Raw genomic sequence first — 12,879 nt, 5'->3', positions numbered from 1 at the left:
GTGGTCGCACCTGATGCACTCGACGTGGCTCTCATCGGGTTCTGCGTAGTCCTCGGTCTCCTCATCGGCTCGTTCCTCAATGTCGTCATCTGGCGGGTGCCCCGCGGCGAGTCCATCGTTCGGCCGCCGTCGGCGTGCCCGAAGTGCGGCAAGGAGATCTCGGCGCGGGACAACATCCCGGTGCTCTCGTGGCTCCTCCTGCGCGGGCGGTGCCGGAGCTGCCACGACCCGATCTCGGTGCGCTACCCGCTGGTCGAGGCAGGCACGGCCGCCCTCTTCGGACTCGTCGCTGTGCGCTTCGGCGAGAGCTGGGCGATCCCGGCCTACCTCTACCTCGCGGCGATCAGCGTGGCCCTCGGACTCATCGACCTCGACGTGCGCCGGCTCCCCGACGCGATCGTCAAGCCGTCGTACGTCGTCGCGCTGGTGCTGCTCGCGGGGGCGAGCCTCGGTGAGCAGGACTGGCCGGCCCTGCTCCGCGCTGTCGTCGCCGGGGTCGTGCTCTTCGCGTTCTACTTCACGCTCGTCCTGGTGCGTCCGGGTGGCATGGGGTGGGGCGACGTGAAGCTGGCGGGCGTTCTCGGCCTGTACCTCGGCTGGATCGGCTGGGGAGCCCTCGTCGTCGGCGGGTTCGCCGCGTTCCTGCTCGGCGGGCTCTACTCCATCGGACTCCTCCTGGCCAGGCGCGCCGATCGCAAGTCGTCAGTCCCCTTCGGCCCGTGGATGCTCGGCGGTGCCCTGTTGGGTGTCGCCGTCGGAGAACAGCTCTGGTCCGCCTACCTGGGCGTTCTCTAGCGAGCCGCCTCCACGTTTGATGGACACCAGACCTCAAGTCCCCTCGCGATTCGCCCGATAGCACGAGAAGCATCGGAGCGTCGTTCGAAAGGGGACATTGTGGGCAAGTCGCGAGTCATCGGGCTCGACATCGGCACCACCGCCGTGCGTGCCGCCCAGCTGGACTTCGGCAGCGGAGGGCCGTCCAGCTCGAACCAGCCCACGCTCGTGCGCTACGGAGAGGTGCCGATTCCCATCGGTGCCGTCCGCGACGGTGAGGTCACCGACCAGCTGGTCGTCTCGAACGCGATCCGCGAGCTCTGGGCGAAGGTGAAGTTCGAGTCGAAGGACGTGGTGATCGGGGTCGGCAACCAGCGCGTCGTCGTTCGTGAGCTCTCCGTCCCGGCCATGCCGTTGCCGCAGATCCGCACGTCCTTGCCCTTCCAGGTGCAGGAGATGCTGCCGATGGCGACAGACGAGGCGCTCCTCGACTTCTTCCCGACGAGTGAGGGTGCAGGCGAGTCGGGGCCGGTGGTCAACGGCCTTCTGGTCGCTGCGGTGCGGGACACGGTCTCCGCCAACGTCCTAGCTGTCGAGTCCGCGGGCTTGCGCCCCACGATGGTCGACCTCAACGGGTTCGCCCTGCTGCGGGGGATGATCCGGGGCGAGAACGTCGGCCGGACCATCGCCTTGGTCGACATCGGCGCGCGGGTCACCGATGTGGTGGTCGTCGCGCAGGGACTGCCGCGGTTCGTCCGCACGCTGCCGCTGGGTGGTCAAGACGCGACCGACGGCATCGCACGCAGCATGAACGTCTCCGGCACCGAGGCCGAGAGCCTCAAGCGCCAGATCGGCATCGGCTTCTCGGTGCCGGCGGACCTCGCCGACGCCGCCGAGGCGCTCTCGGACGTGTGCCGGCACTTGATCGAGGCGATCCGCAACACGTTCGTCTACTTCGCGTCGAACAACCCGTCCGCCTCGATCGACCTCGTCATCATGACGGGTGGTGGCGCCCACCTTCCCGGCCTCGGGCAGTACCTCTCGAGCGCGAGCCGGCTGCCGGTCACGTTGGGCAACCCCCTCGAGGCGGTCCAGGTCGCACGCACCGCCGGCGGTCGCGAGGCGTTCGCCGGTCACGAGTCGCTCATGGCGCTGTCCATGGGCCTGGCCTACGGAGTGGCGGCATGAGCCTCACCATCGAGCGCCCTCTGGGCGCCAAGGACAAGCGCGTCCTCACCAACATCGGGCTCCCGCAGGTCAACCTGCTCCCGCCCGAGGTGCGTGCGGCGCGCGGACTGGTCAACGTCAAGCGGTGGCTCGGGCTCGCGCTCGTCGCGATCGTCATCGTTGCGGCGCTCGCGTTCGGGTTCGTCAAGCTGCTCGCCGGTCAGGCGACGGCCGAGCTCGAGTCGGCGCAGGAGGACACCGCCAGGCTCCAGCAGGAGCAGGCGAAGTATGCCGAGGTGCCCAGCGTCCTCAACGACCTGAAGCGCACGCAGGACGCGCGGACGCAGGGCACGTCGACGGAGATCCTCTGGCGTCAGAGGCTCGACGCGATCGCCGCGGTCCTGCCCGCTGGTGTCAGCATCGACACCTTCACGGTCACGCAGTCCACCCCGTGGATGTCGGCGAGCACCTCCGCCGACCCACTCATCTCATCGGGCGTGGGCACGGTGCTCTTCACCGTGCGCACCGCCACGCTGCCGGACTCCTCGTCGTGGCTCGACGCCCTCAACACGGTGCCTGGATTTGCTGACGCCACGTTCACGAGCGCGGCGGTGACAGCCACCGATGGGTTGACCTACTACAACGTGACGACGTCGGTCCAGGTGCTCGACTCGGCGTACGCGCTCCGATTCCCCGCTTCCACCGAGGAGAACTGACATGGCCGGAGGCAAGGCCGGGCCCTGGGTGGCCGGAACGATCGTCGGCGCACTCGCCCTTCTGCTGGCGGCGTGGTTCCTCGGGATCTCGCCGACGCTCACGGCTGCCGAGGAGACCAAGGCGCAGGCCGAGGCCCAGGTAGACCAGAACGAGCTCCTGACCATCAAGATTGCTGGGCTCAAGAAGCAGTTCGTGAATCTCGACCAGTACAAGGCGGAGCGCGCGGCGATCCAGCTGCAGATCCCGACCACGATGCAGCTCGCCGACTACCAGCGCCAGCTGGCCACGATCGCCGGCGCGCACCAGGTGACGCTCGTCAACCTGTCCGTGTCGTCGTCGCTCCCCGTCGTGCCTGAGGGCGCTGTCGTCGCGGCGCCCGTCGTCCCTGCGGACGGAACCACGGATCCCGCCGTCGACGCTGCGCCCGTGGCGGCGGCGCCAACCGGTCCCGCCCCGATCCCGGGGCTGTCGCAGATCCCGGTGTCGCTGCAGGTGGTCGGCACCTACGCGAACGTTCTCGCATTCCTGCAGGACGCGCAGACCGGCACGACGCGGATCCTGTTCGTGAGCGGTCTCGACGGCGTGAGCCAGGGCCAGGCGGACGAGGGGAACGGCCTGCCGGCGACCGCGCCCGGTGACCTCAGCCTGACGATCACTGCGTCCCTCTACGTGCTCCAGCCGGACCCGGCCATCGTGGTATCTGCGGCTCCCGGGGACCCGGCCGCCGCACCCGCGGCGCCTCCGGTGCTGCCGGTGCCTCCGGCTGACAAGAACCCGTTCGTCCCGCTCAGCTGATGGGACGCTGAGCCGGTGCCGCGTCGACCTCATGGTCGGCGCGGCACCGTCGTTCGTGGACCGGCGCGAGCGCCGTCGCTGCACCATGGGAGGATCCCTGCATGCTGCGTTGGTTGACCTCCGGTGAGTCCCACGGCCCGGCGCTCGTCGGCATCCTCGAGGGGCTGCCGGCCGATGTCGAGGTGCAGAGTCGCGACATACAGGCCGCGCTCGCGCGCCGACGACTGGGGTACGGACGCGGCGCGCGCATGAAGTTCGAGCAGGACGTCGTGCGGCTGCTCGGTGGCGTGCGGCATGGCCGCACGCAGGGCGGACCTGTCGCCATCGAGATCGGGAACACCGAGTGGCCCAAGTGGGTCGATGTCATGGCCTCCGACCCGGTCGACGACCCTGACGTGCTGCTGCGCGCGCGCAACACGCCGCTGACCCGACCCCGCCCCGGCCACGCCGACCTCGTCGGCATGCGCAAGTACGGCTTCGACGACGCTCGCCCGGTGCTCGAGAGGGCCAGCGCCCGTGAGACCGCCACCCGGGTTGCTCTGGGTACGGTCGCATCCAGGTTCCTCGAGCAGGCGGCGGGAATCCGCCTCGTCTCGCACGTCGTCGGCATCGGCCTGGTCTCGACCCCCGACGGTGCGGCGCTGCCGACCCCGGATGACGTCGCGGCGCTCGACGCAGACCCGGTGCGGTGCTTCGACCCGGAGACGTCGGCCGCGATGGTCGCGGAGATCGACGAGTGCCACAAGGACGGCGACACCCTCGGTGGGGTGGTCGAGGTGCTCGTCTACGGGCTGCCGTCCGGGCTCGGCTCGTACGTCCACGCGGACCGACGCCTGGACGGTCGGCTGGCCGCGACGCTCATGGGCATCCAGGCCATCAAGGGGGTCGAGGTCGGCGACGGCTTCCGGACCGCCACCCGCCGGGGTTCGCAGGCTCATGACGAGATCGAGCGGGACGCCGGCGGCCGGATCGTGCGGCGCACCAACCGCGCGGGCGGTCTCGAGGGTGGGATGACCAACGGCGAGATCCTGCGGGTCCGGGCGGCGATGAAGCCCATCTCCACGGTCCCGCGAGCGCTCGACACCGTGGACACGGCGACGGGTGAGGCCGCCAAGGCCCAGCACCAGCGGTCGGACGTCTGCGCGGTGCCTCCCGCGGCCGTGGTGGCGGAGGCGATGGTCGCTCTGGTGGTCGCCGATGCGCTGCTCGAGAAGACCGGTGGCGACTCGGTCGCCGAGGTGCGCCGGAACCTCGCCGCCTACGTCGCGGCGATCCCGACGCTCCTGTCGTGAGCACCGGCGAGCACGTGGCCACCCCTCGGATCGTCCTCGTCGGCCCCCCGGGCTCCGGCAAGTCGACGGTCGCGGTCGCGCTGGGCGAGCGGTGGCAGCTGAAGGTCCGGGACACGGATGCGGACGTCGAGTCGGAGGCCGGAAAGCCGATCTCCGAGATCTTCGTCGAGGACGGCGAGCCGGCGTTCCGTGCCCTCGAGCACGACGCGGTCGCGCGCGCGCTCGACGAGCACGACGGGGTCCTGGCGCTCGGCGGGGGAGCGGTGCTGCACGATGACACCCAGGCGGCGCTCGCGTCGTACCGGGAACGGGGCGGCGTCGTCGTCTTCCTCGACGTCTCGCTCGCGCACGCCGCGCCGCGGGTCGGCTTCAACCAGTCCCGGCCGTTGCTCCTGGGCAACCCGCGTGCCCAGTGGCAGGCGCTCATGGAGGCGCGACGGCCGGTGTACGAGCGGGTGGCCAGCGTACGGGTGGTCACCGACGGGCTGCGACCTGCGGACGTCGCAGCGCTGATCGAGCAGGAGCTGGCGGCGCTCCGCGTCGCCGGGACACGAGAGGGCAGCGAGGAATGAGCGACACCACCACCGTGCACGTGGCGGGGGAGCGGCCGTACGACGTGGTCATCGGCCGGCACCTGCTCGGCGCGCTGCCCGCCCTGCTCGGCCCGGACGTGCGTCGCGTGCTCGTGGTGCACCCGTCCGCCCTGGCGACGTCCGCGGACGCGGTGCTCGACGACCTACGGACGCACGGGTACGAGGCCTTCGGTGCCGAGGTGCCGGACGCCGAGGAGGCCAAGACGGCCCAGGTCGCGGCGTTCCTGTGGCAGGTCCTGGGTCAGGCGGACTTCACGCGGTCGGACGCGATCGTCGCGGTCGGTGGCGGGGCCACCACCGACCTGGCCGGGTTCGTCGCGGCGACCTGGCTGCGCGGCATCGCCGTCGTCCAGGTGCCGACCACGCTGCTCGCCATGGTGGACGCCGCGGTCGGTGGCAAGACGGGCATCAACACTGCCGAGGGCAAGAACCTCGTCGGGGCGTTCCACCCGCCGGTGGGGGTGCTCTGCGACCTCGCCGCGCTCGCGTCGATGCCGAAGCACGACTTCGTCGCGGGGTTGGCCGAGGTGGTCAAGTGCGGGTTCATCGCGGACCCGGTCATCCTTGATCTGATCGAGGCCAACACCGAGCTCCTCACGGACCCCGTGGCTGCGGCGGCCTCGGACGTGCTGTTCGAGCTGGTCGAGCGCGCGGTCGCGGTGAAGGCCCGCGTCGTCGGCGAGGATCTGCGCGAGGCGGGCCTGCGGGAGATCCTCAACTACGGCCACACGTTCGCCCACGCGATCGAGCAGGTCGAGCGCTTCCAGTGGCGCCACGGTGCGGCCGTCTCCGTGGGCATGGTCTACGTCGCCGAGCTGGCGCGGCTGGCTGGCCGGCTGCCCGACGCCGTGGTCGATCGGCACCGCTCGGTGCTCACGTCCTTGGGGCTGCCCGTGACCTACCGCGGCGACCGCTGGGACCGTCTCCTCGCCGCCATGCGGAGGGACAAGAAGACCCGCGGCGACCTGCTGCGCTTCGTCGTCCTGGAGGACGTCGGGCGCCCGGCACGGCTCGAGGGACCGGACCCGACGCTGCTCGCCGCCGCGTACGCGGAGGTCAGCGAGGGCGCTGTCACCTCACGGGTGGTCTCGCTCTAGCCGGACTTGTCGGCGTCAGCCCTCAACTCGGCACGTCCAGCGACCGAAGTACCTGGACGAGGACCTGCCGAACCCCGAGGAGCTGACGTTGGTGACGCACGTCGTCGACCAGATCCCAGGGAGCGGCGACACCGCAGCGGACGTGTCGCCTCGGTCGTGGGCATCTCGTCTGGTGCGCGAGGGCGAGCGCTTCGCGCGCGACCGCCCACGCACCGCGCGCGCGGCCGGGTGGGTCGGGGAGCGTCCGTGGACACTGTGGCCCGTCGCCTTCGTCGTCTTCGGCATCCTCGGTGCGAGCAGCACGAGCAGCGACGCCGTCCTGTTCCTCGACGCCGGGCGGAGCATGGTGGGGCCGGGCTTCCTCGACGTGTTCGCCGAGCCCGCGCTCCAGATGGGACCGCTGGATCTGCTCCTTGCGGGCGTGGTCGCGCGCGCCGCCGACCTCGTCGGTGTCTCCGCGGCATTCTTGGTGGCTGCTGTGCAGGCCGTCGTGGTGCTGGCGCTCGCCCAGGATGTGGCCGCACGCGCCGCGGCGCGCAGCGGGACCGTGCCCCGCGTGGCGGAATGGGTGGTCACGGCCGTGCTGCTCGGCAGCGGGTTGATGGCCGAGGCATCCCTCATGGGCCACCTGGAGGAGCTGGCGCTCGGGCTGCTGCTCGCGCTGGCCGCACTCCAGGCGGCCGACGGGCGGCGGTGGTCTGTGGGGCTCGTGCTGGGACTGGCGATCGGGACGAAGCTCTGGGCGGTCCTCGGCATCCCGCTCGTCCTGCTCGGTCGGCGCTGGCCCACGGCCGTGTCTCGTGCAGCGCTGGGCGCGGCGATCGGACTCGGCCTGTACGCACCGTTCTTCCTGTGGGGGACCGTGCGCACGTTCGACTACACCTGGACCGTCTCGGACACGTCGACCGTGGCCCTCGTCGCCGGCTCGCTCGCGACGTCGGGCTGGGCGCTGCGTGCGGCGCAGGGTGCGATCGTCGTCCTGGTCGGCGCAACCCTCGCGCTGAGAGCCCGGGTGGACCCGCTCGCTGTCGTCGCGGCGATCGTTGCGGCACGCCTCCTGCTGGACCCGTTGCGGTTGCCGTACTACGCCGGCCCGCTCCTCGTCGTGCTCGTGCTCTGGACATGGACCGGCACGGCTCCCGAAGCACGCAGGTGGCGGCTGCCCGTGCTGCTGGTCTGCCCGCTGGTGGTGCTCGCGCCGTACGGGCTTCCCGCCACGTTCCAGGCCGTCCTGGGCACGGTCGGCCTCATCGGGGTCCTGGCAGTCGTCCTGCACGCGGGGCTCGCCGGGACGAAGCGAGAGGTGGTCCTGCCGTGACCCTTGCCGTCGAGCGTCCGGCCCCCGCCATCGGGACGAGGAGCCAACGAGAGCTCCACCGGCTCGAGGAGGACAACCCGCGCCTGGCCCGGCTGCTGCGCGCGGTCTGGAGCCGTCCGACCACCGTGGTCGTCGCGTTCGGGCTCCTCATCGGCGTCATGGGTGGCGCCAGCCGCATGGACGGAGACCAGACCATCTTCCGCGCGGCGGGCCTGTCGATGCTCGGCCCGCACTTCCTCGACGTCTTCGCGAACAGCTGGTTGCAGATCGGCCCCCTGTACCTCGTGCTCCTCGGGCTCGGGACCGCCGTCGGGACGGTCCTGCACCTGCCGCCCGCCGCCATCGGGATCTGCGCCGCGGCCGCGCACGGCGTCCTCGCCGCGTGGCTCGCGTGCCTCGCCGCGCGTCGCGCGGCAGAAGCGACGGGGGCCTGGGTACGCCTGGCGCAGTGGGTTGTCGGGATGACGGTCGTCGTCGGTGGATCCCTGTTCAACGCAGGTGCGGCGGACCACGCTGAGGAGCTGCTCCTCGGGCTGGTCCTCGCCCTGGCAGCCGTCTCCGCCGGGAGGGGGCGCCTCGTCTGGGCGGCGGTGCTGCTCGCGCTGGCGACGGGCGTCAAGCAGTGGGCACCCACCGCGGGCGGGATCCTGCTGGCAGGACGGCGGGTGCGAGCCTCCGCGCTCGCCATCACGGTGTTCGTCGGTGGGGTCGCCCTCCTGTACCTGCCCTTCAAGCTCTGGGGCGACATGCAGACCTTCTCGCTCCAGTGGCCCTTTCCCGAGCACACGTGGCTCGACCGGCTGCCCGGCATGGCGGGGGCCTCCGACTGGATGCAACGGATCGTGCAGGGGGCGCTGGCCGGCATCGCGGGCGTCCTCATCGCCTGGCGTCGGCACGGGTCGGTCCTCGTCGCCGTCATGGGCTCGATCGCGGTCCGCCTCCTGCTTGACCCGCTCCGAATCCAGTACTACTGGACGGCGCTGGTCGCCGTGGCGCTCGTGTGGCTGTGGAGCAGTCAGGCGCCGGACGTGCGCCGGACCCGCATCTGGATCACGGTGGCGTTGAGCGTCTACACGTTCGCGCCCGCACTCCCCGAAGGCGGCTGGTGGCACCTTGAGACGTTCACCGCGATCGCGCTGCCGGTCTTCTGTCTCGTGGCGGAACGACGCGCCCGGCCGTCCGACGCGGACCTACCCGTGGCGGAGGCGGCCGATCGCCTAGGCTCGGCCGCATGACGCACGTCCTGGTCCTCAACGGCCCCAACCTCGGACGGCTCGGTGTGCGTGAGCCCGAGGTCTACGGCTCGGCGTCGCTCGAGGACCTGGTCGTCTCCGTGGAGAAGTGGGCGGCCGACCTCGGACTCGACGTCGAGGCCCGGCAGACGGACGACGAGGCGGTGCTGGTCGGCTGGTTGCACGGGGCGGTGGACGCGCGGGCGCACGTGGTGCTCAATCCGGCCGCGTTCACGCACTACTCGTACTCGCTGCGCGACGCGGCCGCGCAGGTGACGGCGGCCGGTCTCCTCCTCGTCGAGGTGCACCTGACCAACCCGTACGCGCGCGAGGCGTTCCGGCACGTGTCGGTGATCGGACCCGTCGCCTCGGGAACCGTCGCAGGTTTCGGGGTGGAGTCGTACCGCCTCGCCCTGGAAGCGATCGCCGGAGGGCTGCGGCCGTAGCGCCGTCGCTCGGGCACGCCCGACCGCACGATAGAATGGTCGGCGGTCTGCGGCCGCCCGTGCCGTGCGCGCCTCCGGGTCGCGTGCGCGGCGGACCGCTAGGACACCTCATCACCGACAGGAAGCGACGATCGTGGCGACCACCAACGACCTCAAGAACGGCACCGTGCTGAAGATCGACGGCCAGCTGTGGACCGTGATCGAGTTCCAGCACGTCAAGCCCGGCAAGGGTGGCGCGTTCGTCCGCACCAAGCTGAAGAACGTCCTGTCCGGCAAGGTCGTCGACCGGACGTTCAACGCCGGCCTGAAGATCGAGACGGCCAACGTCGACAAGCGCGACATGCAGTACCTGTACAAGGACGGCACGGACTTCGTGTTCATGGACACGGACAACTACGACCAGATCCACATCTCCGAGGTCACGGTCGGCGACGTCGCGAACTTCCTCCTGGAGAACCAGAACGCGATGGTCGCCACCAACGAGGGCGTGCCGCTCTACGTCGAGCTCCCGCCGTCGGTGATCCTCGAGGTCACCTACACGGAGCCCGGCCTCCAGGGCGACCGCTCGTCTGCCGGCACCAAGCCCGCGACGCTGGAGACCGGCTACGAGATCCAGGTGCCGCTGTTCCTCGAGTCCAACACGAAGGTCAAGGTGGACACCCGCGACGGGAGCTACCTCGGCCGCGTGAACGACTGAGGTGGGAGCTCGCACCAAGGCCCGCAAGCGGGCCCTCGACGTCCTCTTCGAGGCCGACCAGCGCGGTATCGACCCCGTCAACCTGCTCGCGGACCGCATCGCGCAGCCGGGCACGGAGACCTCGCTGCCCCAGTACTCGGTGGACGTGGTCGAGGGCGTGATCGCGCAGCAGGACCGGATCGACGAGCTGCTGGCGACGCACGCCCACGGCTGGACCATCGACCGGATGCCGGCGGTCGACCGCGCCCTGCTGCGCATCGGCACGTGGGAGATCCTGTTCAACGACGACGTGCCGGACGCCGTGGCGGTGGACGAGGCGGTCGAGCTCGCTCGGTCGCTGTCCACGGACGACTCGCCGCAGTTCGTGAACGGGCTGCTGGGCCGGATCGTCGACCTGAAGCCGACGCTGCTCGCCTGAGCCCGCTTGACCCGGCTCCCGTCGCGTCAGCCGCGGCGGGGGAGGGCGGCCACGCGGGCGCCGTCGTGCCCGGAGATCGGCGTCGGTACGCCGATCGATCGCAAGGACCGAGCCCGCTCGGGGACGATGGCCATCGCGCCCGTCGTCGGCCGGGGGCCACGCACGGGCAGGTGCGGTGCGGCGCGGCCCAGGAAGTTCCCCTGGACGCGGGTCACGCCCATGTCGGCGAGGGCCGTGAGCTGCAGGGGCGTCTCGACGCCCTCGGCGACGATCCCCAGGCCGTGCGTCTCCGCCAGGGCCACGATCGCGCGCACCACACCGCGGCCGCGCTCGGAGCCCATGTCCCGCACGAACGAGCGGTCGATCTTCAGCTCGTCCACGGGGAGCCGCGCGATCCGCGCCAGCGAGCTGTAGCCGGTGCCGAAGTCGTCCACCGCGATCCGGGCGCCACGGGCACGCAGCTCCGAGAGCACGGGCACGGCCGACGACGTCCGGACGAGGGCGCTCTCGGTGATCTCCAGGGTGAGGTGCTCCCAGAAGGCGTCGCCCCACGCGGTCTCGATCTGCTCGAGGGCGTCCGGCTCGGCCAGCTGGCGTGCGGCGACGTTCACCGACACGGGCATCTGGAACCGCTCCAGTGCCCTGCGGGCCTGGCGCATGACCTCGAGACCGATGGGCACGATGAGGCCCGACTCCTCGGCCAGCTCGAGCCAGTCGGCCGGCAGGATGAGGTGGCCGTGGTGGTCCCAGCGCGCGAGCGCCTCGACCTGCACGATCTCCAGGCTCTGGGCGTCGACAATGGGCTGGAAGTAGGCGGTGAAGTGGCCCTCGGCGACGGCCGTCTCGAGAGCTGCTCGCTGGTGCCGTTCCGCCTCCACGCGACGCCGCAGCGCCCTGTCGAAGACGCGGAACCCGGACCGGGACCGCTTGGCCTCGAGCATCGCCGTGTCGGCGTGCCGGACCAGTGCGTCGGCGTCGACGACGTCCCCGGGCAGCCAGGTGGCGACCCCGACGGTCAGCCGCGCGGGCCTGCTGCCGCCGGCGCGGTCGATGAAGCCCTCGCGGATCGCCCGTGCGATCGCGACGAGGTCGACGTCCTGTGGCGCCCGGGCGAGCACGATGACGAACTCGTCGCCGCCGACGCGTCCGACGTAGGACTCGTGGTCGGAGAGCGTGTTGCGCAGGTAGTCGGCGACGCGCACGAGCAGGGCGTCCCCGTGCGCGTGACCGTAGGAGTCGTTGACGCGCTTGAACCCGTCAAGGTCGCAGTAGATCAGCGAGACGCGGGTGCGCTCGACGTTCGCCCTCTCGAGCATGGCCAGGAGGTGCTCCTCGACCGCCCGGCGGTTGGGCAGGCGGGTGAGGGGGTCGGCGAACGCGGTGGTGAGCAGCCGGTCGCTCAGCTGGTAGCGCTCGGCGGCGGCGGAGACGATCTGGGCCAGGTCGATGAGGAACGTCCGGGCCGCCGGAGGGTGTTCGACCTTGGCCGAGGAGAACAGCTCGGTGACGAAGCGGTCGCGGGCGATCGGCCGCAGCGATCCCTCGATGCTGGGGTCGCGCAGGATGGTCCGGGCCTCGTCGCGGGCCGTGAGCAGCAGCCCGTCCGCGTCCTTGACGAACCATGCGGAGTTGGCCAGCCGCGCGAGGGCGTCGCGCATGGTGTTCTGCCGGACCGCCGCGACCTGTGCGTCGCGCAGCCGGTTGAGCGCGAGCACCTCGAGGCCGACGGCGAGCGGGATGGCCCAGAGTGCGGCGCTCATGGCGCCGATCGCGTTGTCGCGGACCAGGACGCCCACGGTGAAGAGGGCGAGCGACTCTCCGCCGGCGATCACCAGCAGCGAGCTCAGGGCCGTCAGCTTCGTGCGTCCCAGGGCGACGACGACGTAGGAGACGACGACGGCGGTGGGGGTGAGCACGAGGATGGCCGACAGGACGTCGGCGTCAGCGTCGGCGACGTAGTGGTCGAGGGGCACCCACCACAGCCCCGCACGCGCGACGAACAGGGCGATGGTCGCCCACAGCCAGTAGCGCACCTTGGGGCCGCCGGCGATGGCTCGGGTAGCAGGGATCGCGATGACCAGGAAGCTCGCGACCAGCTGCGCGTGGACGAAGTCGATCACGTCGCGCGCGGTGCCCGGGGAGGTCAGGGCGCACAGGCCTCCGGCCAGCAGGACCAGCGCCATGTGGATCGACCACGCGAGCGACCATGCCGCGCTGGCCGGACGGACCTCGCCGCGCCACCAGAGCCACTGGAGCACGCAGAAGCCCCCGACCAGGCCTGCAGCAAGCAGCTGCAGCACGGTGACCCACGTAGGAACGGTTCCGAGCACGAT

At 71.3% G+C, this 12,879-nt stretch carries 13 protein-coding genes; 12 read left to right on the top strand and 1 reads right to left on the bottom strand.

What is annotated here, in order from left to right; genetic code table 11:
• The 12 genes from ACO06A_RS19415 to nusB all read left to right on the top strand — a co-directional run bounded on the left by ACO06A_RS19415 (position 1) and on the right by nusB (position 10,546).
• Positions 1-795, top strand: a complete 795-nt coding sequence (locus ACO06A_RS19415; RefSeq protein WP_421733819.1) for a prepilin peptidase — start codon at positions 1-3, stop codon at positions 793-795.
• Positions 796-894: 99 nt separating this feature from the next.
• Positions 895-1,962, top strand: a complete 1,068-nt coding sequence (pilM, locus tag ACO06A_RS19410; protein ID WP_421733818.1) for a type IV pilus assembly protein PilM — start codon at positions 895-897, stop codon at positions 1,960-1,962.
• Entirely contained in the window at positions 1,959-2,657 is a 699-nt protein-coding gene (locus tag ACO06A_RS19405; RefSeq protein WP_421733817.1) for a PilN domain-containing protein, read from the top strand. The genes pilM and ACO06A_RS19405 overlap by 4 nt, the downstream gene beginning before the upstream one ends.
• A gap of 1 nt (position 2,658) precedes the next feature.
• Positions 2,659-3,453 carry a hypothetical protein gene (locus tag ACO06A_RS19400; protein WP_421733816.1) on the top strand — a complete coding sequence of 265 codons (795 nt, stop codon included), beginning with the start codon at positions 2,659-2,661 and terminating at the stop codon, positions 3,451-3,453.
• A gap of 101 nt (positions 3,454-3,554) precedes the next feature.
• Entirely contained in the window at positions 3,555-4,745 is a 1,191-nt protein-coding gene (gene aroC / locus ACO06A_RS19395; protein ID WP_421733815.1) for a chorismate synthase, read from the top strand.
• The gene (locus ACO06A_RS19390) at positions 4,742-5,317 is read left to right on the top strand and encodes a shikimate kinase (RefSeq protein ID WP_421733814.1); all 576 of its coding nucleotides are present in this window, start codon (positions 4,742-4,744) and stop codon (positions 5,315-5,317) included. The genes aroC and ACO06A_RS19390 overlap by 4 nt, the downstream gene beginning before the upstream one ends.
• On the top strand, positions 5,314-6,435 hold the full coding sequence (aroB, locus tag ACO06A_RS19385) for a 3-dehydroquinate synthase (protein ID WP_421733813.1): 1,122 nt from the start codon (positions 5,314-5,316) through the stop codon (positions 6,433-6,435). Before ACO06A_RS19390 ends, aroB begins: the two co-directional genes overlap by 4 nt.
• Before the next feature lie 91 nt (positions 6,436-6,526).
• Positions 6,527-7,753: a hypothetical protein gene (locus tag ACO06A_RS19380; protein ID WP_421733812.1), complete on the top strand. Its 1,227-nt coding sequence runs from the start codon at positions 6,527-6,529 to the stop codon at positions 7,751-7,753.
• Complete coding sequence (locus ACO06A_RS19375) at positions 7,750-8,988, top strand: hypothetical protein (protein ID WP_421733811.1); 1,239 nt, start codon at positions 7,750-7,752, stop codon at positions 8,986-8,988. The genes ACO06A_RS19380 and ACO06A_RS19375 overlap by 4 nt, the downstream gene beginning before the upstream one ends.
• On the top strand, positions 8,985-9,431 hold the full coding sequence (locus ACO06A_RS19370; protein ID WP_421733810.1) for a type II 3-dehydroquinate dehydratase: 447 nt from the start codon (positions 8,985-8,987) through the stop codon (positions 9,429-9,431). The genes ACO06A_RS19375 and ACO06A_RS19370 overlap by 4 nt, the downstream gene beginning before the upstream one ends.
• A gap of 133 nt (positions 9,432-9,564) precedes the next feature.
• A complete protein-coding gene (efp, locus tag ACO06A_RS19365) occupies positions 9,565-10,128 on the top strand; it encodes an elongation factor P (protein WP_175347623.1) in 564 nt (187 codons plus the stop codon).
• A 1-nt stretch (position 10,129) separates the two neighbouring features.
• Complete coding sequence (nusB, locus tag ACO06A_RS19360) at positions 10,130-10,546, top strand: transcription antitermination factor NusB (RefSeq protein WP_421733809.1); 417 nt, start codon at positions 10,130-10,132, stop codon at positions 10,544-10,546.
• Between the two features lie 26 nt (positions 10,547-10,572).
• On the opposite strand, the gene ACO06A_RS19355 is transcribed toward nusB, so the two are convergent.
• Positions 10,573-12,846: a putative bifunctional diguanylate cyclase/phosphodiesterase gene (locus ACO06A_RS19355; RefSeq protein ID WP_421733808.1), complete on the bottom strand. Its 2,274-nt coding sequence runs from the start codon at positions 12,844-12,846 to the stop codon at positions 10,573-10,575.
• Positions 12,847-12,879 lie beyond the last annotated feature (33 nt).

The sequence above is a fragment of the Cellulomonas sp. genome (assembly GCF_965229465.1).
GTDB lineage: Bacteria > Actinomycetota > Actinomycetes > Actinomycetales > Cellulomonadaceae > Cellulomonas.
This window is presented reverse-complemented; position numbering and strand designations above follow the sequence as displayed.

What these genes read in the sequence shown, in the direction of transcription:
- aroB (WP_421733813.1), top strand. Translation starts at nt 5,314, where the DNA reads ATGAGCGACACCACCACCGTGCACGTGGCGGGGGAGCGGCCGTACGAC.
- ACO06A_RS19405 (WP_421733817.1), top strand. Translation starts at nt 1,959, where the DNA reads ATGAGCCTCACCATCGAGCGCCCTCTGGGCGCCAAGGACAAGCGCGTC.
- aroC (WP_421733815.1), top strand. Translation starts at nt 3,555, where the DNA reads ATGCTGCGTTGGTTGACCTCCGGTGAGTCCCACGGCCCGGCGCTCGTC.
- ACO06A_RS19370 (WP_421733810.1), top strand. Translation starts at nt 8,985, where the DNA reads ATGACGCACGTCCTGGTCCTCAACGGCCCCAACCTCGGACGGCTCGGT.
- ACO06A_RS19400 (WP_421733816.1), top strand. Translation starts at nt 2,659, where the DNA reads ATGGCCGGAGGCAAGGCCGGGCCCTGGGTGGCCGGAACGATCGTCGGC.